Here is a 25849-nt window from a genome sequence, read left to right as displayed (position 1 = left end):
TTTGGGGGTTACTTTTCTTTCTTTCCGTGGAGTTGTTTGAAGATCAACTGGATCATTTCTTCTGCCGTCTCTATACGTTCGCCCAAACCGAGCGCCTGCCGGAGCAGCACGTCTGCTTCACCGGTGGAATAGCCGAGCTGCAGAAGCACCTCGACGACCTCATCCTTGAAGTCGGGTTCTTCGACGGGGCCGCTTACCACCCCTTCATCACGGATGAGGGCGAATTTGGCCAGTTTTCCATTGAGTTCCGCGATGACCTTTTCCGCTGTGCGCCTGCCAATGCCGGGAAGCGAGCACAGAGCCGCGACATCTTTGCCTTCTATTGCGCGCGCTATCGACTGCACCGGCGCCGACATGGCCTTGAGCGCCCCCTTGATTCCCATTCCGGGCACCGTGATCAGCTTCTCGAAGAATTCCCGGTCAAGTTCGCAGGAGAATCCAGCCAGACGCGGGATCGCGTTGGAGACGCCCATGCCGCCTTCGAGGTAGTGGAACGTATAGAAAACGGCTTGTTTTCCGCGCAGTTCGCGCAACCGGTGCATTGAGGCGCTTGGGATCAACAGGTCATAGGCGATCCCATTATGCTCGACCGTCGCCCGGTCTTCTCGCAGCCCAATCAATTTTCCTGTAATTCTCGCAATCATCGGCCTCTCCGCGCGGCGGCGCCGCGGGCCTGAAGTTGGTGCAGGAGCGCGTTATGATGACATAGAGCGACGGCGAGGGCATCGGCCACATCGGGCGGATTCGGCAGTTCGGGCAGCCCGAATGCATGCTGAACCATTTTCTGGACCTGTTCCTTGCTGGCCCTGCCGTGACCGGTTAGCGAATTTTTGATGCGGGTTGACGCATAACTGACGACGGGAAGGCCTCGTGATGCCGCCGCCGTAAAAATCGCTCCGCGAGCGTGTCCCATCATGATAGCAGTACGCGGGTGCGCATACGTGCTGTAGAGTTCCTCTATTACGACGACGGTGGGCTCAAATTCGGCGATGATCTCGGTTGTTCCAGTGAACAAATCGAGAAGTCGTTTCTCGAGGGGGTCTTTCGCGCGAGCACGCACGACCCCGGCTTCGATGAGGGAGGGAACGCGGCCGCAGGTTTCAATGATGCCGTAGCCGGTCGCGGCAAGGCCCGGATCGATGCCCATAATTCTATAAGTCGGCGCGCGTTTAATATGAGCGATTGGGCAGCCGCCTTTCGGGAGCGCGCTACGCTCCGATTTTGGCCATGATCTCTTCGGGGATATCGAAATTGGAGTATACGTGCTGCACGTCGTCGTGCTCTTCGAGAGCATCCACCAGCCTCAAAGCCGCCTCGGCCGTTTTTCCGTCCACCTGCACCGTGCTTTTCGGCAACTTTGTCTGTTCGGCGCTTGATATGGGGATTTGCTTGGCCTCCAAGGCATCCTTGATGTCCATAACATCATTTGCCGCCGTCACGATTTCATAGGTATCGCCTTCGGTACGAATATCTTCGGCACCCGCTTCAAGCGCGGCGTCAAACAGTTTTTCCTCGGAAATCTTCGAGACGTCCACCATGATCAGGCCCTTTTTCTCGAAATTCCACGAGACGCAGCCGGTCTCGCCGAGGTTGCCGTTGTTGCGAGTCATGATGTGCCTGATCTCCGAGACGGTTCGGTTCTTGTTGTCGGTCAGCACGTCCACCAGGATCGCAATTCCGCCGGGCCCGTAGCCTTCGTACGTGATTTCCTCGAACGAGGCGCCGCCGAGTTCGCCGGTTCCCTTCTTTATTGCGCGATCGATGTTGTCGTTCGGCATATTCGCGGCTTTTGCGGTGGCGATAATGGTTCGTAAGCGCGGGTTGAATGCGGGGTCGCCTCCGGCATCGCGTGCCGCTACCATCAGTTCCCGGATGAGCTTCGAAAATACCTTTCCTCGCTTGGCATCCTCTTTCGCCTTGACGTGCTTAACTTTACTCCATTTTGAATGACCCGACATACAAGTCCCTTCCTCCGACGAGATTTAAAAACCCGCCTCCACGGCATACGCGCCGCAAAACCGCCGTCATGCACACCATAACAGCAATCTTTCACGCTGAATTATAGCAGATAGGGCGGAGTTTTTCAATGAGGTTGGGCGGCGTTTCGAAGGCAAATTGACGAGCGGAGTGATGTACCAGGGCATTGACCGGGAGGTGAGGCGCCTCCGAGTTTTAGCTATCCCAGAAAATCAGTATCGCCGAGAGTAAGATACCAATTCTGCGCGGTCTCGAAAAATCCGTAATGTGGAAACGCCGGGTCAACCTCTTGGAGAACGAACGGTTTTTTCTCCCCGCGAAAAGAAAAACCGTATTTTCGCAATACCTTGTGCTGCGGCGCGTGCTCGAGAACACCACACTTGACGTAGTCGGCATGGTTGCGCAGAAAGAATCGCAGAGCTGCTTTCACAATACAGCCGATGACTCGTTCTGAGTCGTAGCAGAAAATATCCATAATGTGGCCGATGCGGTGGCCTGACTTCGATTCCTCAACAGCAAGCACTGCGTATCCCACCATCATTTGCTCGTCGGAACATTTGAGGACGTGAAAGATCGCGAGTGGGTTCCGTTTGTAGCGCCACTCGAGATATTCCCTGTCGCGAATGCCGCAAATCGCCAAGGAGGGCGCGAGGGATTTCCAGAGCAGGGTGAAGTCGTCATCGAAATCCTTTGACACTTCTATCCTCAGGTTCTTCTTCAGGATGGGCTTTTTAAAGAACAGTTGCAGACGAATCAGCAGACGTGAGATACCGGAGATCAGGTCTGACAAGAACGCTGAAGAAAAGCGTTTTTCGACCGCAGACCTCCAGGTGGTTCTGCAGAAAAAAACCGGCAGCGAAACGAGATCCACGCTGTTGAAGATCGATGTCACTATGGGATAGTACATTTCGTTCGGAAAACCCATTGCCAGATTAATCTTGTAGAAGTACCCCACGCCCAGGACGCCGCAGTAGAGGGATTTGATGATCCCTTTTCCCCAGTGGTCGAAGTCGACACAGTTCTCCACCGTTTGTGCGAATACGTATTCGGAATCTTTGACCTTGAACTTCACCCCTACGTTGCAGAACTGCCCGAAAATTTTACCGTCGACTTCTCTGAGGGCCATGACTTTGTCTTTAAACCACGGAGTGTCGGTGTATTTCCAGTACCAGTAATCCAGCGATCGGTTTTCGTTAAAAATCTTGTTGAACAGCTCGTTCATCTGGATTTCGTCGCCCGGGCGATATTCCCGCACTCCCCACTGCTCCAGAAAGTCTTCTAATTGTTCATGAGTCTTAAGTGGCGTGACATCCGGTTTCTGCATAAGTCACACTGCCTCCTTCCATCGCATGGGAGCAAGCGACGTTTCCTGATTGGATAGAAACGATTGGCATTACGAAACCGGTTTAATATTACCGATAGGTTAATTATATGTGAAACAGGAAATCAAATCAAGTGACGATAAAATTAGCATAAAGTCAATGAGACACAACAGGGCTTATGTTCGGCTAAGATAAGGGATGCTTGCAAAGAGCTTCCGGTTGTCGCGAATCAATTATATTGATTGGTTCTACGTGCAGCAGCGTTTGGTGCTTCGAGATCAGATTTTTCAGTTGACTTTCGGTCAGAAAGTTTTATAATACTTCCGATTAAGGCACTCAATTTCTAATCATTTATGTTCGGCTAACGTGCCGCGGGACTCGTTGGAAAAGTTTTGTCAGCAGAACCTTGACAGCTCTCGCCGGCAATGGAGCCACCCTTCCTGAAATACTGGCATGTGGGAATTCGAAAAGGGAGGAAGGAGCGGTGGTTAACTCGCCTCAGGCTTGCCTTGTTGCAGGAAGAAAAGATATCGGAGCGGAAGTCGCTTCTTCTACGGCAACAACGGAAAAGCTCTTCGTCTTTTTGCTGTTTTTCTTCTCAGGCGCTTCCGGATTGATTTATCAAGTTGCATGGGTGCGAATGTTCACGCACATATTTGGAAGCACGACCATAGCCGTTTCCACCGTGCTCGCTGCTTTCATGGCGGGATTGGCTCTTGGCAGTTATGTCTTTGGAGTTGTGGCGGACCGTTATAAGAGGCAATCGCTTCTTTTTTACGGTATTCTTGAGGGAGCCATTGGCGCGTATGCTTTTGCCCTGCCACACCTGCTTTCCTCAGTTGAGTCTCTGCACGTCGCCATTTACAGGAATTATGAGCCCGGCTCCTGGCTCTTCATTCTCATTCGGTTCGTCATCTGCCTGGTCATACTGTTGCTGCCAACGACGATGATGGGCGCCACCCTGCCGTTGCTTGCCAAATTTCTGGTAAGGCAATTCAAAACAGTCGGCCGCGGCCTCGGAATTCTGTATGCAACGAACACAGCCGGAGCGGTGATCGGCTGCTATCTTGCGGGCTTTCATCTCATAGCCTCGTTAGGCGTGACGCGAACGATGCATGTTGCCGTGCTCGTAAACCTGGTGATCATGGGAGCCGCTTGTCTAGCGCATTTCCTGTACGTGCGAGTTGCGAATGAAGATACGATGGGAGGTGAGGCGGCGCCGGTCGCTGAAAGGCCGCTGGAAAATTATGACTCGGGTAAATCGCGCATTATTGTTTTCTGTTTTGCCCTTGCCGGATTCGCCTCGCTCTGCTATGAAGTCCTCTGGACCAGGGCGTTGGTATTCTTCATGGGTTTTTCGACGTATGCGTTCAGCGCGATGCTCACGACTTTTCTGCTGGGGCTTGCGCTTGGAAGTTTCTTGTTCTCCCGAATAGCCGACAAATCAAATGACCGGTATTTCCTGTTCTTCAAAATCGAAGCTGTCATTGGGTTATGGGGGATTCTCTCCATTCCGCTGTTCACCTGGGCTTTCTATAAACTGCAGGAGCGTTGGGAATATTATGTGAACATCGACCTGTCCTGGGAGTACACGTTTCACTATAAATTCTTAAAGGCATTTCTTGTAATGATTCTGCCGACTACGTTGATGGGAGCCGCTTTTCCCGTTGTTTGCCGGATTTTCACATCGGATCTGAAAAAGCTCGGCCGGGATGTCGCTGCTGTTTATTCGGCGAACACAGTGGGCGCCATAGTCGGATCGGCGGCAGCAGGGCTGGTCATTATTCCCCTGCTCGGCACGCAAAAAGGGATCGTTTTGATCGGGGCAGTGAATATTCTTATTGCGATGGTTGCATTATTCATGAGCACGATTCCGGCTCGGCGGAAAGCGCTGGCTTTGGCGGCTACGGGCGGCGCGGCGGCAATCGTCTTGATATTTTCTTCAAGAGATGTTGTTTTGCGGGCGCCCTGGGAGCAATGGGAATCTTTGCTTTTTTATGAGGAAGACAGCATGGCGCTTGTTAAGGTGTTCCGGACGGAAGACGGGCGCACGGTCTTAAGTATCGATGGGGACACCCTTGCGGGCACCGGTGAGATCATGCAGACCAACCAGAAGATGCTTGCGCATCTCCCCATGCTGCTTCACGACGATCCGCGGACGGTGCTGATAGTTGGTTTCGGTGCGGGCGGCACATCTTACAGCATGTCGCTTTATCAGCCCGATCGAATCGATTGCGTGGAATTTGTCCCCTCCGTGCTCAAGGCAGCTCCTTTTTTCGATGAAGTGAACCACGGAGTGCTTTCGTCGCCTATCTATAACGTCACTTTGGATGACGGCAGGACCTTTCTTCTGACGTCGGAAGATACATATGACGTTTTATCCGTCGATACCATCGATCCGAAACATTATGGCAGCAGCAATCTGTATTCCCGCGATTTCTATGAGCTGTGCCGGCAGCGCTTGAATCCCGACGGAATCATGGTCCAGTGGCTTCCATTCAGCTGGCTCACGTGCCGGGAACTCTCCGCTGTCTTTGCAAGTTTTGCGTCCGTCTTCGAATATCCGACCCTGTGGTTCAACCGGCACTTCACCTATTTCTTGATGGTCGGAAGCAACCATGAACTGGAGATCGATTACCAGCGCTTGAGTGAACGGATGTCGGATGCGCAGATCGCGGACGACTTGCGTGTCATCCATCTCACTGACCCGGCCCAATTTCTTTATTGTTTCGCGGCAGATACCGATGCTTTCCGGCAACTGGCGTCCGAGGCGCCAAAGTTAAACACGTACGACATGCCCGTGCTTGAATTTTTCAAATATAATGCCGGGGAGACGGTGAGATGCCAGCCTCTCATCGAGCGAAAAGGGATGCCGAAACTGACGAATCTGGGAAAAACTCCGGAGGAAGAGGCTCTCGTTCGCAAAAAGATCGAGGACCATCTCAACATAGCAAATTACATAATCCTTACACTTCATTGTGATGAGGCAAAAGAAGCAGTGCAAAGGTGGCGGTACAATCAGGCGGCGCTCAAGCTGAATCCCTCGGATGTTGTGGCTCGATGGCTGCTTCCCTATTCGGAAGTATTGCTTCGCAAACAGCAGGAGCGGATAGTCGCGTCCATCCGCGAAAAACCTTCACCTGACAGGTTCTCTCTTCTCGCCGATTTTTACTATCAGCTTGGAGAATTCGCGCCCGCTATTGCTGTAATGGAAGAGGGGCTGCAATCGTTCCCCGATTCGAGCGAGATGCGGCTGCAGCTCGCCGATTATTATGAGACAATCGGCAATTCGAAAGCAGCATCGCTTCACCGCAAGGCAGCATTAACTAATTGAATCATTCCACAGCCGTTGCGCCTTGCTCTCATTGGTGGGGATAAGGGGGGAGAAAAGAGGCAAGAAAGTGGGGTGAGTGACGGGATTTGAACCCGCGGCCCCCAGGGCCACAACCTGGTGCTCTTACCGGACTGAGCTACACCCACCATTAAAATCGACCGCCAAATATGTGAGGAGCGGCGGCCTTCAAACTTCTATCGCCGAATGTGTCGGCTTCTTCTTAGCAGACGGAAACGCAGGTGAAACGCCAGCTTTCACTTTCCGCGCGCCAGGGGGGAATCGAACCCTCAACCTACGGCTTAGAAGGCCGTTGCTCTATCCGATTGAGCTACTGGCGCTCTTCCTCCCGCGGCCACACAAAAGAAAAAGCAGCCGCTAACTGCCTTTTTAATTATATGTTCGGCTGCCTTGATTGTCAAGCCTCAAGCACTTGAAAAACTTGTTGTTAGCACTATCCTCCGGTTGAATTCGAACACAGCCGATGGTATAATCCGGTTATAGTAAGAACTGCCGCCGGCGATGGAGGATTCTCTTGCCTAGGCAATGATAAACCCCAGCAACATGAAATATAATCCTAGAATCACCAGCGAAAACATGATCCGGAAATCGAATATGTCTATTAACCGTTTCATGCCGGCGCCTCCTTCTCCATCTCTAGTGTTTGCATCCGTACACTCCACCGCAATCCACTTTTTCCTCTTTAATTTTAGCATTCGGAGCCAAGCACGTCAAGAAAAAATGGATAGAGAAATGTTTTTTAAGTCGTTGATATAGAATAACTTACATTTAAAATGGTCGCATGCTGAGGGATGCGAATAAATGTTATCGCTTCCCGGCAGGAGAAGGAAATGGCATATTTGAAAATCAAGTTCGTGATGCTTTTGTTTCCGTTCGTCTCGCTTACCTCCTGTGCAAACGGTCTTTTTGCCCAGACCGATGCTCAGATCCCCGAGGAGCAGATCGCTCTTGTGGCCGGACAAATAGAGGAAGCTGTCCTGTATATCGATTCAGCCAAACCCGCAGCCGTGACTGACTATCAGATCAACGAGGACACGGGGGAAGTTGTCGGTGAATTCAAGCCGATCGAGCTTCTAATCGGGGACGAAGAGATAAGGCAGAAAGTACCGGCGCTGGCCCAACTTCATGCGGACACAGAGGTGATGCTCTCGGCCATACGGGGTAGAATATTGCGTCGGCCGGCGGTCTATGAGTTTCAGCAAAGGGGGTGCCTCGGCGAAGGCCGCAGGGGATATCTGGAGAATATGAAGGCGAAGTCGTGTTCGGGCGGGGGACGCGAACGAGACCGCATTTCTTACATCATTCTGCTCGAGAATCGCGATCGGCGCAGCATCTATAAGGAGTTCATCGAGGCGCTCCATCTGCGCGATTCAAGTCTGGTCGGCATTGAGGAGATATTCGCGGAGCAGATTCGTCGAAAGGCATGGGCGGGAACGCCGCTCGAGGCGGCGGCCGGCGGCTGGGAGAGAAAGTGACGTGAAACAGGTAGGCGGGATAGGCGAATTCGAGCTGATCCGGCTTCTTACCAGCGACTCGGTTTACGATGAGCGAACGATTGTCGGTGTCGGCGACGATTGTTCTGTCTACGAGATTACCAAAGGCAACTATATCCTCTCGACCTGCGACATGCTGGTCGAGGACGTTCATTTCTCCCGGAAATGGGCTTCCGGCTTCTTCATTGGATGCAAGTCGATAGCCAGCAGTCTGAGCGACATCGCTGCCATGGGCGGGAAGCCGCTCTTTGCGTTGACATCGATCGCACTGCCCTCGGCCACGCCGGTTGAATTCGCACAGGATGTTTATATCGGCATCCGCTCGATTTGCCGAGACTATCATGTCGCGGTGCTTGGCGGCGATACGGTGCGGTCCCCAGACAAAGTGGTCATCGACATTGCCATGATAGGTGAGTGCCCGCACGGAAAATATATTCTTCGGTCCGGCGCAAAAGCAGGTGACGCCATCGTTGTTACCGGCGCCTTGGGCGATTCGGCGGCCGGGCTCGAGCTGCTGAACGGCAACATTTCCGAGTGCGACACCGAGCGGCGCAGCCACCTGGTGGAGGCGCATCTGGCGCCGGAGCCGCGTTCGCGTGAAGGATTGTTTCTCGCGCAGCATTTCGAGTTGCATTCCATGATTGATGTCAGTGACGGGCTGGCCGGCGACCTCCGGCACATCTGCGAGATGAGCGGAGTCGGCGCCCGAATCTGGAGTGATAAAATCCCGCTGTCTCAGTCCCTCGAGCAGATGTGCCGCGCCGCCGCATTCGACCCGCTCCAGTTCGCTCTGTCCGGCGGAGAAGATTACGAGCTGCTGTTCACGCTCGATCCCAATGAGCTCGACCGGCTTCGCAAGCAGTGGTATGATGAATTTGATGTCCCCCTTTCTCATATCGGTGAAATAGACGGTGCTGCCGGGGTCATTCGTCTTGTCTCTGCTGACAATCAGGAGCGTCCATTGACGGCGCTCTCGTTCGATCATTTTGGCCCGCGGCACAGCAAGCCGGGCCTGTGAGCCGGATACGATTTTGAAGGGCCCGAAATCGCATGAAAAAATTACTCTTTCAATTGTCGGAGTCCATTCGGGAGTCGGTCCGTCCCTGGGTGCTCGAGGCGCGGGGAGGCGAGGTAGTCGGTCGAGCGCACAGCGGCGACGCGACGTTCAGGGTCGATGAGGTCGCTGAGGATCGCCTGCTGGAGTTTCTGCAAGAGTCCCATTTGCGGATCGCGTGCTTCTCAGAAGACAAGGGACTGGTTTTGCCGCGCTCGGCCAAGCCGGAGTGGCTCTTGATCGTTGATCCCATCGACGGCAGCCGCAACGCCAAAAGCGGCTTCGAAGGCTGCATGGTTTCGCTGGCAATTGCTCCGTACCGGGACGACGTGACGCTTGCCGATGTCTCCTGCGGGCTGTTGCGGGAGATTGTCGGCGAAAATATCTTTTATGCGGAGAAAGGGCAGTCAGCAGAGATTCTGGCTGATGGAAATCCGAAAAAGCCTGTGCTTTCGAGCATAACCAGCTTCGATCTGCTCAGGTGGAGCTTGACCGTTCCCGGCCGGCCCGCCTCGCTTATTTTCGGATTGACGGCCGACCTGATCGACTCCTGTTCGGTCAAAGGCGGGTTTTTTTCATGCAACAGCACGTGCTACTCGATCAGCAGGATTTTGACCGGTCAGCTTGACGCGTATCTGGACATCGCGAATCGAATCGCTCGTGATTTCCCGCAGACAGAATTCCTGTTTCGCAGAATCGCCGGCGGCAGACTCACGGGATTCAGTTCGTACGATATCGCCGCCGCCCATCTCATTGCAAAGCAGGCGGGAATCATCATCAGTGACGCGTACGGCCGGCCTCTCGACGACATGAAGATATTCGATGCGTCGCCGGAAAATTTGCGCTCATGCGTTGCCGCCGCCAATATGGAGCTGTACGAAAAGCTGTTGGACTATATAGAGGAGCGCATGGCGTCATTTCGACCCGATGTGGACTCCTTTCGGTAATTCCGCAACTCCACAAAAAGATGGAACCGCGATCAGTCGTAGCAAAATCCCTGATGATCTTCGGCCTGATCATCTTTGTTATAGGTGTGCTTATCTTTATTGCGCCGAAGATACCATGGCTCGGCAAGCTGCCCGGCGACATCCAAATCAGGGGTAAAAACTACCGGATCGATTTCCCCATCGCCACTTCCATCCTCATCAGCATTATCCTGAGCATCCTGCTCACAGTGATCCTGAACCTGGTTGCTTTCTTCAAGAAGTAAGCGAGTCCTTGCGCCGGTAGCATTTTTTCAGTTCCTTTTCCACCGTATTCGCGCTCAGCGTTTCGAAGCAAATCCTTCGGCTGCATCGGTTCATGCTCGCACGCGTGCACGGGCCGCATTGGGGGACAGCTTGAATGATCCGGACGTTCGGCCCCACCGGCCCCCACACCGCCGGATCGGTCGGCCCGAAGACTGCGACTGTTGGAACGCCGGACAGCGCCGCCAAATGAGTCACCCCGGAATCATTGCCCACATATGCGCCGCATCTGGAAAGCAAAGCCGCTACCTGCCTGATCGGGAGCGAATCGGCAATCGGCGAATTCGTCTCTTTCGCCAGAGCCGTCGCGGTTAGCTTCAGCCGCTGGTCGGCCGGCCCAAGGATCCAAACCATGTTTCGGCCGTTCCTGGCCAGGCGTCGCGCACACGCGCCAAATTGCTGTATGGACCAGCATTTTTGATTACTGCCGCTGCCGGGATGAAGCGCAACCGGCGGTGACCCAAGTCGTCCAAGTCTTGAATCCGCTTCTTGAAGCTCGGGCTCGGTAATTGCAAAAATGTCTTCGGACACGTGCGGAATATTGCCGGAACTTTCGCCCAATGTTTGTTGTCCGAGAAAAGATGAGACCTCATTGAGCAAATAGAGAGCGACATGCATGCGCTCGTTCTCCGGCGGGAAAGGCGGGCGGACGAGCACATGCCTGACGCATATTCGCCGCAGATTTCGCTCAAGATTCCCGGCAGGGTCGCTGACGAAAGCAAGTACTGCTTCAAACTGCTGGAAAAAAGCTGCAGCTTCCGGAGGGATGCCCTCAAGATTTTCAAGAACGGGAAGAAAAAGCGCGCGCTCTGCGGAATAAGTAGCCTTTATGAGCTTTGGAACCACCAGAGTGTGAATCTCGGGGCGGCCGAGCGCCTCGATCTTGCAGCCGCGAGCTCTGTTTTTCATCAGCGCGAGCGCCGGCGTCAGCAGGAGAAAATCGCCCAGCGATCCTCTATGTATGACAAGGATGCGGTCCATTTCCGAAGAGACGTGCGGGGTTCAATAAGCCTGAATGATTCGGCCGACGTCCTCCTTGGTGAAGAGGGCGGTGCTGAGGTATTTATCGCCTCGATCGGGAATAATGCAGACAACATTTCCGCTTTCCCGTTGTTCTGTTATCTGAACCGCGGCATAAAACGCGGCTCCGGCGCTCATTCCCGCAAAAATGCCTTCTTCGCGCGATAATCTCCGGGTATAGATGTGGCAGGTAACATCGTCCACCGTTACCTTCTCGTCCCATCCGTCCTCTGAATAGATGCCGGGGACGATAGCTTCCTTCATGTTTTTTAAACCCTGAATTTTGTGGCCCAATACCGGTTCAACTGCCACGATCCTTATCTTTGGGTTCAACTCGCGCAGGCGCTTGCCCGTACCCATGAGAGTACCCGATGTGCCCAGCCCGGCAACGAAGACATCGACGTTACCGCTCAGGTCGCGCCAGATTTCTTCGGCTGTGGTCCGATAATGAATCTCAGGGTTGGCGGGATTATTGAATTGATTTGGCTGCCAGTATTTATCCGGATTCTCTTTCAGGAGTTCTTGCGCTTTCAGAATCGCGCCGTCGGTGCCCTTGCCCGGATCTGTCAAAATCAGCGTGGCTCCAAGCGCAAGAAGCGTTTTCTTGCGTTCTTCGCTCATGGCGGCAGACATGGTGACATGAAGCCGATAACCTTTCACCAGAGCGACCATTGCCAGTCCGATGCCTGTGTTGCCGCTGGTCGGTTCGAGGATGATCTTTTCCTTTGTCAAAGATCCATCCTTCTCTGCCGCCTCGACCATGCTGAGCGCTATACGATCTTTGACCGACCCGCCCGGATTCTGTCCTTCCAATTTGACGTAAAGGATCGCTTTAGTGTTTTTTACTACCTTTCGGATCTTTACAAGCGGCGTTGCTCCGATTGTTTCCAAGATGTTTTCATAGACTCCCATACTTCAAGATTGCCCCCCTCGTCCAGCTAAATCTTCCGGAAAATTTTGAAACAAGAATCTATTATAGCACGAGGTGCGAAAATAGACAAAAAAGGATTTCCGGCGCAATTTTTTTGCTTTTTCGCGGATTCTGGCGGGATTTGCATTTTGTCGAAGAACTGTAGTATACTGAATAAGAGCCGCGGTACGTGAGAGTGGGTTCGTCCCACTCTTTTGCATTGATGGGGACGGCTCGTTCAAACAAGTTTAGCGGACAAGTATTCGGAGGCGGCGGGTGCCGCCTTTGTTATAGAGACTCCGGGGTTGGATGTTTTGGCAATGGAATCGACCGTTGAAAGGGTTGCCGAAGTGGTTGAACCGGCACTTGAGGCGGAGGGGTATCTCCTTGTGGATCTTGAGTTTATCAGCAGCGCGGGCGGCGGGACGCTCCGGCTGTTTATTGACAGGCCCGAAGGAGGGATCACCCTCAATGACTGCGAACAAGCCAGCCGGTTGATCAGTTCCCTGCTCGACGTAGAGGATATTATTCAGGGGCGCTATTTTCTCGAAGTTTCCTCGCCCGGAATCAATCGGCGCATCAGGAAGAAGAGCGATTTCGAGAAATTCGCCGGCGCCAAAGTCAAAATCCACCTGCGTACTCCTCAGAACGGGCGCAGGAAAATCACCGGCATCATAGAGGGCGTTGAAGGCGAGAACGTCGTCGTGAGTGAGGATGCGGGCAAACCGGCTCAACGGGTGGCGTTCGGCAATATACTGCGCGCCAATCTCCAGATTCTGTGAAAGACCCGGGGAAGTACGTCCTGCTGAAAAGCTCTGAATAAAGGGAGGGGCTTTAATGAAGGTAGACTTATTGCCGATTTTCGAGCAATTGCAGAGTGAGCGCAACATAGACCGAAAAGTGCTGATAGAAGCGATTCGCTCGGCTATAGAGACGGCAAGCAAAAAAAGTTTTGAGAACTACGGTCTCATTGAAATTGATTTTGATGAGAACAAGTGGGATTTTCGTGTCTATCAGAAGAAGCAGGTCGTAGAAAGGGTGGAAAACCCCAAAACCGAGGTTACTCTTGATGCCGCCCGCGCGCTCGATCCGAAGGCGGGTGTAGGCGACTTTGTGCGGATCGAAATCGCCCCCGGCAATTTCGGCAGGATAGCCGCCCAGACGGCCAAGCAGGTGATTATCCAGAAGCTCAAAGAGGCGGAGCGAAAAAATATCTTTGCCGAATTCAAAAAGCGCGAGGGCGACATCATAGCGGGGGTAGTAAAGAAGCAGGCTCACGGAAGCGTGATCGTTGATCTTGGAAAAGCCGAGGGGGTATTGCCTGCGAAAGAGCAGTCACCACGCGATATTTACCGGTTCGGCCAGCGCATGAAGTTTCACGTTCAGGAAGTCTCCGAGAGCGAGCGCGGCTCCCAGATCATCCTTTCGCGCGCCGCGCCGGAACTGGTGCGTCATCTCTTCGAGATGGAAGTGCCGGAGGTGTATGACGGCATTGTAGAAATCCGTTCGCTCGCTCGAGAACCCGGATACCGGAGCAAGATAGCGGTCGTCTCTCATGATACAAACGTGGACGCCGTCGGCGCGTGCGTCGGCATGAAAGGCATGCGTGTCCGGACAATCGTGGATGAATTGCGCGGCGAGAAGATCGACGTCATCAAATGGAGCGAGGATATCAAGACTTTTGTCGCCAATGCATTGAGTCCGGCGACCATATCCAATATAATCATAGACGAGAAAACCAAGAGCATTCTGGTGACCGTTCCGACGGATCAATTATCCATTGCGATCGGGAAGCGGGGCCAGAATGCCCGTCTGGCTTCGAAACTGACTGCCTGGAAGGTTGATGTTATCGACGAGAAGCGGTTGAAGGAAGAGACCGCACTCTTCGAGAGCGATATTATCGACGAACTGATGGAGTTGCCCGGTGTTGGCGAGAAAACCGCCCAAATTCTCCGGGAAGCCGGCTACCTTAATTGCCGCAAAATCGCCAATGCGTCCATTGAGGATATTGCAGCACTGCCCGGCATCGGCAGGAAAACGGCGGAACGCCTGATCGAGTCCGCTGCGGCACGCCTGGCGTCGCCGAATCAAGATGATGGGGAGGAGATATTGAATGAGTAAAGTGCGGGTTTTCGAACTTGCCAAAGAGCTGGGGCTCTCGAGTAAAGAGTTGATGGCAAAGCTTCAGGAACTCGGCTTTGCCATCACTTCCCATATGTCTACTTTGGAAGAAAAAGAAGTAAAGCTCCTCGAAAAGAAGCTTGGACACCTGAGAACGGCGAAAAAGGTCGAAGCGAAGAAAGCGAAACCGAAAAAAAAGAAAGAGCAGGAGAGGCCGCTTGTCTCCCCGGAAAAGGAGCAGGTGAAGGTCCCGCCGCAGGAAAAGCCTGAGGAAGCGCCTGTCCGGGTGGCGGCCGCCGTTGCCGACGCACCGGTCAAAACGCCGCTTGCCGAGCCTCCCCCTGAGATTGTTGAAGAGAAGGGGCCTCTTGTCGAAGATACAGCGGCTGGCGGAACGGCTATCGAGGATGAAACCGATCTCCTTCAGGAAGAGAAAAGACGCATCGAATGGAGGACGAAACGGCGCGACCGCCGCAAGCGCAGGCGGGAACGCGAAAAGGAACGGCTCAAGAAGCTCGAAGAGAAGAAGGCGCCCGAGCCGCCGCCGCCTTCTGAGCGACTCCTGCGAAGAAAAGCGCGCGGACCGCGCGTGCCGGTTATTACCGTCGATGAGGTCATCACCGTTGATGAATTGGCCAGGATCTTCAAGGTCAAGGCGTCGGCGCTCATCCTTGAACTGATGCAGATGAATATCATGGCGACAAAGAACCAGCCGCTCGAATTGGATATCGTGCGGCAACTGGCCGAGAAACATGGATATGAGGTGCAGGTCGCCACGTCGCCGGAAGACCTGCTGGAGGAAGCCGAAGAGGAAGAGGCCCCGGAAAAATTGAAACCGCGCGCGCCTGTGGTCACGGTTATGGGGCACGTCGATCATGGAAAGACCGCACTGCTCGATGCGATCCGCAGAACAAACGTCATTGAAGAGGAAGCGGGCGGGATCACCCAGCACATCGGCGCTTATGATGTTAAGCTCGATAAGGGGCACGTGGTTTTTCTGGATACTCCCGGCCATGAGGCTTTTACTGCGATGCGGGCGCAGGGTGCCCAGGTGACCGATGTTGTTGTGCTGGTAATTGCCGCCGATGACGGAATCATGCCGCAGACTCTTGAAGCGATCAATCATGCGCGTGCGGCCGGCGTCACGATAGTGGCCGCCATCAATAAGATTGACAAGCCGACGGCAAACGTCGATCGGGTGAAACAGCAACTGGCAAAGATCGATCTGCTTCCCGAAGATTGGGGAGGGAAAACGATTACCGTGCCCGTATCCGCAAAGTCAAGAGAAGGCTTGAATGACCTTCTCGAGATGCTCTTGCTTGAAGCCGAGCTTCTGGAACTGAAAGCGAATCCGGATAAGCCTGCTCGGGGTATCGTTCTTGAGGCCAAGCTCGACCGCGGGCGCGGCGCGGTTGCAACCCTGCTGGTTCAGGAGGGTACATTACGCGTGGGCGATGCGTTCGTCGCCGGCTCGCAATACGGCAAGGTTCGCGCACTCATCGATGACAAGGGAAAGCCTCTTCCCGAAGCCGGACCGTCCGTGCCGGTGGAAGTGCTTGGATTCGCGGGCGTCCCGCAGGCAGGCGACGCATTTATTGCCCTTGAAGACGAGAAAAAAGCGCGCCAAATAGCCGATGCCCGCGCCTTGAAGCAGCGGCAGAAGGAAATGATTCGGCAAAAGCGTGTGACTCTCGAGGACCTGTACCAGCAAATTCAGGCCGGCGAGATCAAGGAATTGAACATCGTTCTCAAGGGCGACGTGCAGGGATCGGTTACCGCATTGCAGGATTCGCTGCAGAAACTGCCCACGGAGAACGTGAAGCTGAACGTCATTCACGCAGGTGTCGGTGGAATCAATGAATCCGACGTTATTTTGGCCTCGGCTTCGAACGCGCTTCTGATCGGTTTTAACGTGAGACCGGACGCGAAGGCACGCGATTTGGCCGAGAAAGAAGGCGTGGATTACCGCCTCTACCGGGTCATTTATGATGTGATCGATGATGTGCGCGCCGCCATGGAAGGCCTTCTGGAGCCGGAGCGCAAGGAGATCTTCGTGGGCCGCGCGGAAGTGATACAGACCTTCAAGATCAGCACGGTCGGAATGGTCGCCGGCTGCAGGGTGAGCGATGGAGAGCTTGTGAACAACCAGAGGGCGCGGCTGATCCGGGACGGCGTTGTAGTCTGGGACGGCAGGATCATCTCCATCAAGCGGTACAAGGATTCGGTCCAGAAGTGTGCGGCAGGCACGGAATGCGGGCTCAGTCTAGAGAACTTTAACGATATCAAGATCGGGGACGCGATCGAGAGCTATCGGATCGAGGAGATAGCTCGAAAGCTGTAAATAATGTTTGTGGGCGTCCTTCAAATAGATCTTTTGTTGCGCGGCAACACATCGCTGAAGCAAAAGCGCCAGACCCTGAAGAGCATCAAAGATCGAACCCGGCGGAAATTCAACATCTCGGTCGCGGAAGTGGATCACCACGACCTGTGGCAGCGCGCGGTCCTTGCAGTCTGCTGTGTCTCGAATGACAAAATCCACGTCAACCAGATGCTCTCGGAGGTCGTGAAGTTCATCGAGAGCAATTTTCCGATCGAACTCCTCGATTACCAAATTGAAATCCTGTAGTCGGAAGCGAAGCCTCCGGACAGGCTGCGTTCTCTCTTTGGAGTTGATATTGATGGAAAACAGACAGAAGCGCCTCAGCGAATTGCTGAAGCATGAAATCAGCGACCTGATCCTGCGGGAAATCAAGGACCCGCGCATTGGATTTGTGTCTATCACGGACGTCGAAGTAAGCTCCGACCTTCGGCACGCCAAAGTCTTCATCAGTGTCCTGGGAACTGAGAGCGAGCGCAAGTCCACGATAGCCGGCCTGCGAAGCGCGCTCGGCTTCATGCGCCGCGAAATCGGAAGCCGGCTTCGGTTGAAGTACGTGCCGGAACTGAGCGTGCTGTATGATAATTCGATCGAGCACGGCTCTCATATTCTCGAGTTGATCGATTCGGTGGTGGAGAAGAAAACCGAGCCCGCCGATGAGGAATAAACTGAAGCAACTAACTGAAGCACTGCTTTCGAACGACCGTTTCCTCCTGTTGTCCCACGTTGATCCTGATGGTGACGCCGTCGGGTCTCTGATAGCTCTTCACGCGCTGCTCGAGCGCAGGGGGAAAAGGGCCGTTGCGTATGACCGTGACGGGGTCCCGGAGATCTACCGCTTCCTCAGAGGCTCCGAAAACATTCACTCGTCGCTGGAAACGCCTGACGGATTTGACGCCGCCATTTTTGTCGAGTGTCCCAATGTGGGGCGGGCGGGCGAAAATGCCGCGGCTCTGGTCGAGAAGATTCCCCTGTGGATCAATATCGATCATCACAGGGACAACGGCAATTTTGGACACTTGAACATTGTTGATCCCCAGCTGTCGGCGACAGGCGAACTGGTGTACGAGGTCTTCCAACTTCTGCAGGAACCGCTTGACCGCATGACCGCGGAGGCCCTGTATGCAGCCATCATGACTGATACGGGCTCTTTCAGGTTCCCCAATACGACGCCGCGGGCGCACGTGATCTCGGCCGAACTCATCGGGCTGGGAATCGAACCGCACGAAATTTACCAGCGGATATATGAAAATCTGAGCAAGCCTGCGGCTCTCATAAACGCCAGGGCGCACGCCACGCTCGAGATACTCGACGGCTATTCGTGCGTTACCGTAACGCGCGCAATGCTGAAGGAGACGGGCGCCACCGCCGAGGATACACACGAGATTGTGAATTATGGCAGGAATATAGAAAGTATCGAGGTGGCCGTCCTTTTGCGCGAAATGGAGCAAGGAATCAAGGTGAGCCTCAGATCGAAATCGCGAGTCAATGTGAGCGAGATCGCAGCCCGATTTGGCGGGGGCGGTCATATTCGCGCCGCCGGTTGCACGATTCAGGCGGATATGGAGCAGGCCAGGCGGCTGATCTTTGCCGAGGTCGAGCGCGCACTGGAAAAATCACATTCCGCTTCGCGATCATGAGGGAAAGCGGCGGCCTGGACATCAGCGGGATCCTGCTTGTTGATAAGCCCCCTGGAATGACCTCCCACGACGTGGTAGCCGGCGTGAGGAAGCTGATTCGGCCGGTTCGCGTTGGGCACACAGGCACGCTCGATCCGCTGGCGACCGGCTTGCTGATTCTGTGCATCGGGAAAGCCACCCGAATAGCGGACCTGCTTCAATCGGAGCACAAAGTTTATCGAGCTTCGGTCCTGCTGGGGGTTCGGACCGAAACGCAGGACATCGAGGGCGCGGTTTTGGAGCAGCGGCCGGCAGGCCAGATTCCGATCGAGCGGATCGAGGAAGCCGCCCGCTTCTTCACCGGGTCGATTGCGCAGAAGCCTCCGCAGTTCTCCGCGGTAAAAATCGGCGGCATTCGGGCTTACCGCCTCGCCAGGCGGCATGAAAAAGTATCGCTGGAGCCGAGAAGGATCGAGATCAGAAGATTCCAGATCGAGGAGGTTCGCCTTCCATCGATCGAATTTGTCGTCGAATGCTCAAAGGGGACATATGTGCGCACCTTGTGCAGCGATTTCGGCGACCGGCTTGGCGCAGGCGGATGCATGCAATCTCTTCGACGACTCTCGATTGGCCGCTTCTCTGTTGCCGATGCGGTTCCCTTTGCTCAACTTGCCGAAGCCGGCGACGTGGTGAAGAATGTGCTGCCGCTTCCGCAGGCACTTGCGCATCTGCCGAACGTCGTATGCACGGATGAGCAATCCGAGCGGATCCTGCATGGCATGCGGATCCCGGCGGGCGGGCGGTTTGAGGCTCATGAAGGCTGGGTCAGCGCCTCCGCACCCGACGGCAGAGTCCTCGCTGTTGGAAAATTGACACGAGAAGGCGAAGAAATATTCTTCCAGCCGAGGAAGGTATTGAGCTCCTGAGCAATTTAGGTCGCAGAATCGAATGGAACGATGTTGATATTCTCTAATCTTGACAATCCGCTTCCGCAATTGAAGAACGCGTGCGTGACGCTGGGGGTTTTCGACGGCGTCCACCTGGGGCATCAGAAAATCATTCGACGGGTACTAGAGAAGGCTCGCAAGTATGGCGGCGAGAGCTGTGTTGTGACATTCGACCCTCATCCGCGCGAAGTGCTCAGCCCGCATGACGCTCCCAATTTGCTTACGACCACCGATAAGAAGGCGCAACTGATCGAGCAACTCGGGATTGACGCGCTGTGTCTGGTCAGGTTCACGCCCGAATTCGCGAATACCGAGGCGCGCGCTTTTGTCGAGGATTTTCTTGTTGGGTCGCTCCGCATGAGGGCTATCATCGAAGGCTATAACTGGGTATTCGGCAAGGGCCGAAAAGGGAATATCGCATTGCTCGACGAATTGAGCCGGAAATATCAGTATGAAGTCGAGCAAGTCGAACCGGTGGAGATCGAAGGCCAGCCGATAAGCAGCACGCTCATTCGAGAACTCGTGCTTTGTGGCGATCTGCAAGCGAGCGAGAAGTACTTGGGGCGAAAGTACTCGATCACCGGAGATATTGTCGGAGGCGCACGTCTCGGAAGAGAGATGGGATTCCCGACAGCCAATATCGAGCCGCGCCACGAGGCTATTCCGCCCGATGGTATCTATGCAGTATGGGTGAATGTGCTGGATGTCTGCAAGCCGGGCACCCTGAACATAGGCTTCCGCCCGACCGTCTCGAATGAGCGCAAGCGGACGATTGAAGTCCATATCATGGATTTCTATCACGACATCTATAATGAGAAGGTCGAGGTGACTTTTGTCGCGAAACTGCGCGACGAAAGGAAATTTCCTTCCGTCGATGCCCTCGTGGAACAGATCAAAAAGGATGTTGAGAAGGCCCGGAACATCCTTGTTGAACAAAGCAAAAGCGTGTGATATAATTTTATGATTGTGAACCCGGAACGGATGGCGCAGAGGAGAAGCGCGACGTGAAACCGATGATAGTGGCCGGCAATTGGAAAATGTACAAGCTCATTGACGAAGCCGGCAAGCTGGCAACGCAGTTAAAAAAGCAACTTTCCAAGATCAAACCGGCTGTTACTCCTGTCGTGTGTCCGCCTTTTACGGCCCTGGCCGAGGTCGCTTCCATTATTAAAGGCTCGCGGCTCCTGCTGGGCGGTCAGGACATGCATTGGGAGACACAGGGAGCTTATACCGGCGAAGTCTCCGCCGCCATGCTGAAGGATGCCGGCTGCGCCTGCGTGATCATTGGCCATTCGGAGCGGCGGCAGTATTTCGGGGAAACGGATGCGACCGTGAACAAGAAGGTTCATGCCGCCCTCAAAGTTGGATTGAAGCCGATCATGTGCGTTGGTGAGACGGAAGCGCAACGCGAACAAGGTCAGACAGAAGCCGTAATCGTCAGACAGGTGGAAGGCGGGTTGAATGACGTGGCGGTGGACCAATTTGCACAGGTGATTGTTGCGTACGAACCCGTGTGGGCCATCGGCACTGGCAAGAACGCAACGCCCGGGCAGGCCCAAGAAGTGCACGCGCTAATCCGGCGGCTGGTCCGGGATAGATTCAAGGCAGCCACAGCGTCCGACCTTCCCATTCTGTACGGAGGGAGCGTGAAACCCGAAAACGCATTGGAATTGTTTCTGCAGCCGGATATCAATGGGGGCCTTATTGGCGGAGCGAGTTTAACTGCGGACTCATTTGTACAAATAGTACGCGCGGGCGAAGCCGCCGTATCATGAATCATATGGAGAGCGTATAGGATGACCTGGATTGGAATTCTTCTCTTGATCATACACGTATTGGCCTGCACCGGTTTGATTCTCATCGTCCTGTTGCAGGCAGGCAAGGGTGCGTCGCTGGGAGCCGCCTTCGGGGGCGGCGCCAGCCAAACTGTCTTCGGCGCAAGGAGTGCTACCTTTATTGGCAGACTCACATGGGTTCTTGCCGCTGTTTTCATGACGACCTCGCTGCTGTTGGCGATTATTTCGCCGTGGGGCGATCAAACTGCTGTCCCGCAGAGCGATATTCTGCAGGAAGAGGCGGTGCCCCCGTCTCCTTTGCAGGGTGTGCCAATCGAAACCTTCTCCGGTGACGTGACGCCGCCGGCGGAACCCGGAGCAGAAAGCGTTCCCCAGCCGCCGGAGCAGCCCGCCGCCGGAACTCAGCCGGCACCCGCGCAAGCCGAAGAATAACCGAAGAACTCGAATGCGGGATGGGAAGTCACCTTTCTTTCCCGCAGTTTTTGTACCTGTCCAATTCGTGCCGGGCGATCTCTATGGATGCTTTTCTCATTCGCGGTGGACGGCCCCTCAAGGGGCGGGTCAAAATCAGGGGGGCGAAGAATGCGGTTCTCCCGATTATGACCGCCTCGATTCTTGCCGATCAGCCATGTGTCATTGAAAATGTACCGGTCCTGCGTGACATTGTGACCATGAGCAAAGTGCTCGAGCATATGGGAGCAACGGTCCATGATGTCGGCACCGGAACCCTCACTGTCGATTGCAAACTCCTGAAGGACCACATCGCGCCGTATGAACTCGTGCGGACGATGCGCGCTTCCGTGCTCGTAATGGGCCCGCTCCTTGCCAAGCTGGGAAAAGCCAAAGTCGCCCTTCCCGGCGGATGCGCCATCGGGTTGCGCCCGATCGACCTGCACTTGAAAGGGATTGAGGCGCTCGGGGCATCGGTGAAATCGGGCCGCGGTTATGTTCAGGTTTCCGCCCGCAAGCTGCACGGGGCGGAAATCTGCCTGGACTACGCGAGTGTCGGCGCGACGGAGAATCTGTTGATGGCATGCGTTCTCGCCAAAGGCACCAGTGTGATCGAAAATGCCGCCCGCGAGCCCGAGGTGCAGGATCTGGCGAAATTTCTGAAGGCGCTCGGCGCGAAAATCACGGGCGAGGGAACTTCACGAATAGTGATAGAAGGCGTCAGCGGCCTTGGTTCTGCCACGCACTGTATTATCCCCGACCGCATCGAAGCCGGGACTTATCTTACGGCGGGCGCCATCACCAATGGGCGCGTCACCGTTGATGGAGTGATCGAGGAACACCTGGGCGAATTTCTGAAGATGCTGGGCGACGCCGGCGCGAATATCGAAGCCAACGGGCCTTCGATCACGGTCTCCGTGCCTGACGGGCTGAAGCCGGTGAAGATTCGAACTATGCCGTATCCCGGATTCCCCACCGATATGCAGGCTCAGTTTATGGCGCTGATGTCGGTAACACCGGGAATCAGCTCGATAACCGAGACGGTTTTCGAGAACCGCTTCATGCAGGTTGCCGAATTAAACCGGATGGGCGCGAACATCCGTATCGAGCGCAATACCGCTATTATCAATGGAGTCAGTCATCTTTCCGGCGCGGAAGTGATGGCCTCGGATCTGCGGGCAAGCGCGGCGCTCGTGCTGGCGGGCCTGGTCTCGCGCGGCGAGACCAAGATCTCCCGTATTTATCACATCGATAGAGGATACGATCAGATCGAGCGCCGACTGAAATCGCTGGGGGCCGACATAAGACGGGTGGCCGACTGAATCGCATGCTGACAAAACTGGATACGTCAAACCTGTCGCGCTCGCATCTCGAAAAAGCACTCTTCTCGAGACTTGCCGAAGAGGAATCTGCCAGGATTGAAGTGGTCGTAAAATCCGTTGTCCGCTCGGTCCGGCGCGATGGCGACAAGGCGCTCGTTCGGCTGACGAAAAAATTCGACGGAATCACGCTAAGGCCCGATCAATTTCGAATAGAGCACCGTGAGATTGAGGCGGCCTATGGGAAAATTCCGCCGGATACCCGTCGCGCGCTGAAGAGAGCGCACGCCAATATAACCGCGTTTCATAAGAAATCGCTTCGCGCGAGCTGGGGCTCTCGTGCACGAGACAACTCATTTCTCGGACAAAAGATAACCGCGATCGCGAATGTTGGCGTCTACTGTCCCGGCGGGAAAGCGTATTATCCGTCTTCCGTATTGATGAATGTCGTGCCGGCAAAGGTGGCCGGCTGCAGCCGCATTGTGATGGTTTCCCCGCCATCGAGCGGAGGGTCAATTCATCCGGCACTCCTGGTCGCAGCCGATATCGCGGGCGCAACTGATATCTACCGCGTCGGCGGGGCGCAGGCTGTCGCGGCTCTGGCATTCGGCACCGAAACAATTCCGAAAGTAGATAAGATCGTCGGGCCCGGAAACATCTTCGTAACATATGCCAAGCGGCTTGTGACGGGAGAGGTGGCCATTGACATGGAGGCCGGCCCGAGCGAGATAGTAATCATCGCCGATTCTTCGGCCTCGGCACGCTTTGTCGCCGCCGACATGCTCTCACAGGCCGAACACGATGAACTGGCGTCTGCCATCCTTCTTACTACCTCTGATGCGCTCGCTCAAAACGTGCTGCGCCAGCTCCGAATGCAAATGAAGGCGATGGAGCGGCGACACATCATCAGCGAGTCGCTCCGCAGAAACGGATTGGTTCTCGTTTGCCGAACGATTGATGAGGCCGTCGAGCTCGCAAATCGACGAGCGCCGGAACACCTGGAGCTGCTCGTCAGAAACCCGCAGCGCCTGCTGGAAAAGATAGAGCACGCCGGAGTCGTTTTCCTCGGAGAACACACTCCGAATGCTGTCGGCGATTATTTCGCCGGACCAAACCACGTGCTTCCCACCGGCGGCCGCGCAAGATTCTCATCGCCGCTGTCCGCTGAGGATTTTCTCAAGGTCACCAATGTCGTCAGCTATACTTCCGAAAAATTGAGAGCCGACGCTCGCGACATCGTCCTCATTGCCGAGCTTGAAGGACTGACCGCGCACGCCAACGCGATCAGGGTAAGAACCGAAAAATGAAATTTGGACGAAGACATCTCGACCTCGTGCAAGGTTATGTGCCGGGCGAGCAGCCGCAGGAAGAGGGTTTCATTAAGTTGAACACCAATGAAAACCCGTACCCACCATCTCCCCGCGTCGTCAAGGTCTTGACGCGGATAAGCCCCGATCGCATGCGCAAATATCCCGACCCGGTTTTCCGCCGGTTGCGGCAGAAGATCGCCCTTGCGTACGGTGTCCGGCCGGCCCAGGTCTTCGTGGGCAACGGTTCTGATGAAGTGCTGAGCCTGCTGGTGCGAACTTTTGTGGACCCGGATGAGAAGGTTCTGTTCACGTACCCGACATACGTGCTTTACGAAACGCTCGCGCGACTGAACGCGGTCGAGCACGAAGCGATCGAACTCGACGCACAGTTCGATCTGTCGGAAGAGGTTTTCCGCAGCAGCGGAAAGCTCTTCTTCATCGCCAATCCGAATTCGCCGACGGGAAAGCCGGTAAAATCCGACGTGATCAGGCGGCTGTGCGATTCGTTTGCCGGTTTGGTGGTCGCGGATGAGGCATATGCCGACTTCAGCGATACCTCAAGTATTCCAATCCTGTCCGAGTGCCCGAACCTGGTTATTCTGCGAACGTTTTCAAAGGCATTCTCGCTTGCGTCAATTCGAGTTGGCTTTGCGCTTGCGGCTGAGGACGTCATTGCCGACCTCATGAAAACGAAGGATTCCTACAATGTGAATCTCCTGAGCCAGTTGGCGGCCGAGGCCGCCATCGAGGACATTGAGTATATGCGCGAGAACGCGCGCAAGATTGTTCAGACTCGCGAGCGAATGTCGGCAAGCCTCAGGGGATTAGGATTTACCGTCTATCCTTCCGGCGCCAATTTCGTTCTGACAAAATACAACGATAATGCATCCCCTTTATATGAAGAGTTGAAGAGAAGAAAGATTCTGGTGCGATATTTCCCGATCCGACGGCTCGAGAATTGCCTGCGCATTTCTGTCGGCACTGACGCCGAAGTGGATGCGCTTCTGACGGAATTAGGCGACATTGTGAGGAGCGGACAGTGAAAGTCTTTATTGTTTCCAATCTTATCCGCTCTGCCTGCATGTAAAGCAATCGTAGCGCGACCCTGTCTCGATTGCTCCTCTTTACTAACCTTCTTGCTCAGCGCCTCCATTTGCAGACATCTTACGGCGTCTAAAATTTCGGCGCCTGGTACGCGAGGGCTCTTGCTGTGGGAAGTACGATTTCGGGTGATGAGATGCCGGAAATGAGGAAATTTGCGGCTTGTTGAGTGAGATAAGAAACACTTTGAAAAAAATTTTTGGACGCAATCACCGGCCGGTGGACACTATGGCGTCTGGAAGAACTTGGAGATGAAACCAATCTAGGCCAAAAGGATGAGAGCGAGAAACGCGATGATCGTTACGAAGACTATCAGTGCCGCCAGACATCCCTTGTGGGTAGTGTAGGCTAATTTCTGTAAAAGTAGACAAAGCGGCCAGCTTTGTGCTCCAATCTTTGGTTGTAGTTGTAGGGAAATCAAAGAGAGGAGGACA

Annotated in this window: 24 protein-coding genes and 2 tRNA genes; 18 read left to right on the top strand and 8 right to left on the bottom strand. The window is 54.6% G+C overall.

Going from position 1 to position 25849, the window contains the following annotated elements; translation table 11 throughout:
- Positions 1-8: 8 nt before the first annotated feature.
- From C4520_07310 to C4520_07295, 4 genes are all read right to left on the bottom strand, one after another.
- Positions 9-644 carry a hypothetical protein gene (locus tag C4520_07310; GenBank protein RJP22827.1) on the bottom strand — a complete coding sequence of 212 codons (636 nt, stop codon included), beginning with the start codon at positions 642-644 and terminating at the stop codon, positions 9-11.
- The gene (gene ruvC, locus C4520_07305; protein ID RJP22826.1) at positions 641-1147 is read right to left on the bottom strand and encodes a crossover junction endodeoxyribonuclease RuvC; all 507 of its coding nucleotides are present in this window, start codon (positions 1145-1147) and stop codon (positions 641-643) included. Before ruvC ends, C4520_07310 begins: the two co-directional genes overlap by 4 nt.
- 61 nt (positions 1148-1208) lie before the next feature.
- A complete protein-coding gene (locus tag C4520_07300; protein RJP22825.1) occupies positions 1209-1958 on the bottom strand; it encodes a YebC/PmpR family DNA-binding transcriptional regulator in 750 nt (249 codons plus the stop codon).
- A gap of 218 nt (positions 1959-2176) precedes the next feature.
- The gene (locus tag C4520_07295; protein RJP22824.1) at positions 2177-3301 is read right to left on the bottom strand and encodes a GNAT family N-acetyltransferase; all 1125 of its coding nucleotides are present in this window, start codon (positions 3299-3301) and stop codon (positions 2177-2179) included.
- A gap of 404 nt (positions 3302-3705) precedes the next feature.
- On the opposite strand from C4520_07295, the gene C4520_07290 reads away from it, so the two are divergent.
- Positions 3706-6633 carry an MFS transporter gene (locus tag C4520_07290; protein ID RJP22823.1) on the top strand — a complete coding sequence of 976 codons (2928 nt, stop codon included), beginning with the start codon at positions 3706-3708 and terminating at the stop codon, positions 6631-6633.
- 68 nt (positions 6634-6701) lie between these two features.
- Here the strand turns inward: C4520_07290 and C4520_07285 are convergent.
- Positions 6702-6779 (bottom strand) — tRNA-His (locus C4520_07285).
- A gap of 118 nt (positions 6780-6897) precedes the next feature.
- Positions 6898-6971 (bottom strand) — tRNA-Arg (locus C4520_07280).
- Between the two features lie 471 nt (positions 6972-7442).
- On the opposite strand from C4520_07280, the gene C4520_07275 reads away from it, so the two are divergent.
- Genes C4520_07275 through C4520_07260 form a run of 4 tightly spaced genes read left to right on the top strand, consistent with a single transcriptional unit; the run spans position 7443 to position 10408 of the window.
- Positions 7443-8126: a DUF1318 domain-containing protein gene (locus C4520_07275; GenBank protein RJP22822.1), complete on the top strand. Its 684-nt coding sequence runs from the start codon at positions 7443-7445 to the stop codon at positions 8124-8126.
- Complete coding sequence (thiL, locus tag C4520_07270) at positions 8011-9162, top strand: thiamine-phosphate kinase (GenBank protein ID RJP22821.1); 1152 nt, start codon at positions 8011-8013, stop codon at positions 9160-9162. Before C4520_07275 ends, thiL begins: the two co-directional genes overlap by 116 nt.
- Positions 9163-9194: 32 nt before the next feature.
- On the top strand, positions 9195-10145 hold the full coding sequence (locus C4520_07265) for a hypothetical protein (protein ID RJP22820.1): 951 nt from the start codon (positions 9195-9197) through the stop codon (positions 10143-10145).
- A 20-nt stretch (positions 10146-10165) separates the two neighbouring features.
- Complete coding sequence (locus C4520_07260; GenBank protein ID RJP22819.1) at positions 10166-10408, top strand: DUF2905 domain-containing protein; 243 nt, start codon at positions 10166-10168, stop codon at positions 10406-10408.
- Here C4520_07260 and C4520_07255 read toward each other — a convergent pair.
- Entirely contained in the window at positions 10398-11426 is a 1029-nt protein-coding gene (locus C4520_07255; GenBank protein RJP22818.1) for a glycosyltransferase family 9 protein, read from the bottom strand. The genes C4520_07260 and C4520_07255 overlap by 11 nt on opposite strands.
- A gap of 21 nt (positions 11427-11447) precedes the next feature.
- Positions 11448-12377 carry a PLP-dependent cysteine synthase family protein gene (locus C4520_07250; GenBank protein ID RJP22817.1) on the bottom strand — a complete coding sequence of 310 codons (930 nt, stop codon included), beginning with the start codon at positions 12375-12377 and terminating at the stop codon, positions 11448-11450.
- A gap of 303 nt (positions 12378-12680) precedes the next feature.
- Here C4520_07250 and C4520_07245 point away from each other — a divergent pair, with 303 nt between their 5' ends.
- The 13 genes from C4520_07245 (at position 12681) to hisC (ending at position 25357) form a co-directional block, all read left to right on the top strand.
- The gene (locus C4520_07245; GenBank protein ID RJP22816.1) at positions 12681-13157 is read left to right on the top strand and encodes a ribosome maturation factor RimP; all 477 of its coding nucleotides are present in this window, start codon (positions 12681-12683) and stop codon (positions 13155-13157) included.
- A 55-nt stretch (positions 13158-13212) separates the two neighbouring features.
- Positions 13213-14496: a transcription termination/antitermination protein NusA gene (nusA, locus tag C4520_07240; GenBank protein ID RJP22815.1), complete on the top strand. Its 1284-nt coding sequence runs from the start codon at positions 13213-13215 to the stop codon at positions 14494-14496.
- Positions 14489-16837 carry a translation initiation factor IF-2 gene (locus tag C4520_07235; protein ID RJP22814.1) on the top strand — a complete coding sequence of 783 codons (2349 nt, stop codon included), beginning with the start codon at positions 14489-14491 and terminating at the stop codon, positions 16835-16837. The genes nusA and C4520_07235 overlap by 8 nt, the downstream gene beginning before the upstream one ends.
- Positions 16838-16840: 3 nt before the next feature.
- Positions 16841-17122: a DUF503 domain-containing protein gene (locus C4520_07230; GenBank protein RJP22813.1), complete on the top strand. Its 282-nt coding sequence runs from the start codon at positions 16841-16843 to the stop codon at positions 17120-17122.
- Between the two features lie 52 nt (positions 17123-17174).
- Complete coding sequence (gene rbfA / locus C4520_07225) at positions 17175-17540, top strand: 30S ribosome-binding factor RbfA (protein RJP22812.1); 366 nt, start codon at positions 17175-17177, stop codon at positions 17538-17540.
- Positions 17530-18513: a bifunctional oligoribonuclease/PAP phosphatase NrnA gene (locus tag C4520_07220; protein ID RJP22811.1), complete on the top strand. Its 984-nt coding sequence runs from the start codon at positions 17530-17532 to the stop codon at positions 18511-18513. The genes rbfA and C4520_07220 overlap by 11 nt, the downstream gene beginning before the upstream one ends.
- Positions 18510-19418 (top strand): tRNA pseudouridine(55) synthase TruB, encoded by a 909-nt coding sequence (truB, locus tag C4520_07215; protein RJP22810.1) that lies wholly within the window; start codon positions 18510-18512, stop codon positions 19416-19418. Before C4520_07220 ends, truB begins: the two co-directional genes overlap by 4 nt.
- 30 nt (positions 19419-19448) lie before the next feature.
- Positions 19449-20390 carry a bifunctional riboflavin kinase/FAD synthetase gene (locus C4520_07210; protein ID RJP22809.1) on the top strand — a complete coding sequence of 314 codons (942 nt, stop codon included), beginning with the start codon at positions 19449-19451 and terminating at the stop codon, positions 20388-20390.
- Between the two features lie 62 nt (positions 20391-20452).
- Entirely contained in the window at positions 20453-21214 is a 762-nt protein-coding gene (locus C4520_07205; protein RJP22903.1) for a triose-phosphate isomerase, read from the top strand.
- Positions 21215-21244: 30 nt separating this feature from the next.
- Positions 21245-21667, top strand: coding sequence for a preprotein translocase subunit SecG (secG, locus tag C4520_07200; protein ID RJP22902.1), 423 nt, complete (start codon positions 21245-21247; stop codon positions 21665-21667).
- Between the two features lie 83 nt (positions 21668-21750).
- Complete coding sequence (gene murA / locus C4520_07195; GenBank protein ID RJP22901.1) at positions 21751-23007, top strand: UDP-N-acetylglucosamine 1-carboxyvinyltransferase; 1257 nt, start codon at positions 21751-21753, stop codon at positions 23005-23007.
- Between the two features lie 5 nt (positions 23008-23012).
- Positions 23013-24311 carry a histidinol dehydrogenase gene (gene hisD, locus C4520_07190; GenBank protein ID RJP22808.1) on the top strand — a complete coding sequence of 433 codons (1299 nt, stop codon included), beginning with the start codon at positions 23013-23015 and terminating at the stop codon, positions 24309-24311.
- Positions 24308-25357 (top strand): histidinol-phosphate transaminase, encoded by a 1050-nt coding sequence (hisC, locus tag C4520_07185; GenBank protein ID RJP22807.1) that lies wholly within the window; start codon positions 24308-24310, stop codon positions 25355-25357. The genes hisD and hisC overlap by 4 nt, the downstream gene beginning before the upstream one ends.
- Positions 25358-25849: the final 492 nt, after the last annotated feature.

The sequence above is a fragment of the Candidatus Abyssobacteria bacterium SURF_5 genome (assembly GCA_003598085.1).
Lineage (GTDB): Bacteria > Abyssobacteria > SURF-5 > SURF-5 > SURF-5 > SURF-5.
This window is presented reverse-complemented; position numbering and strand designations above follow the sequence as displayed.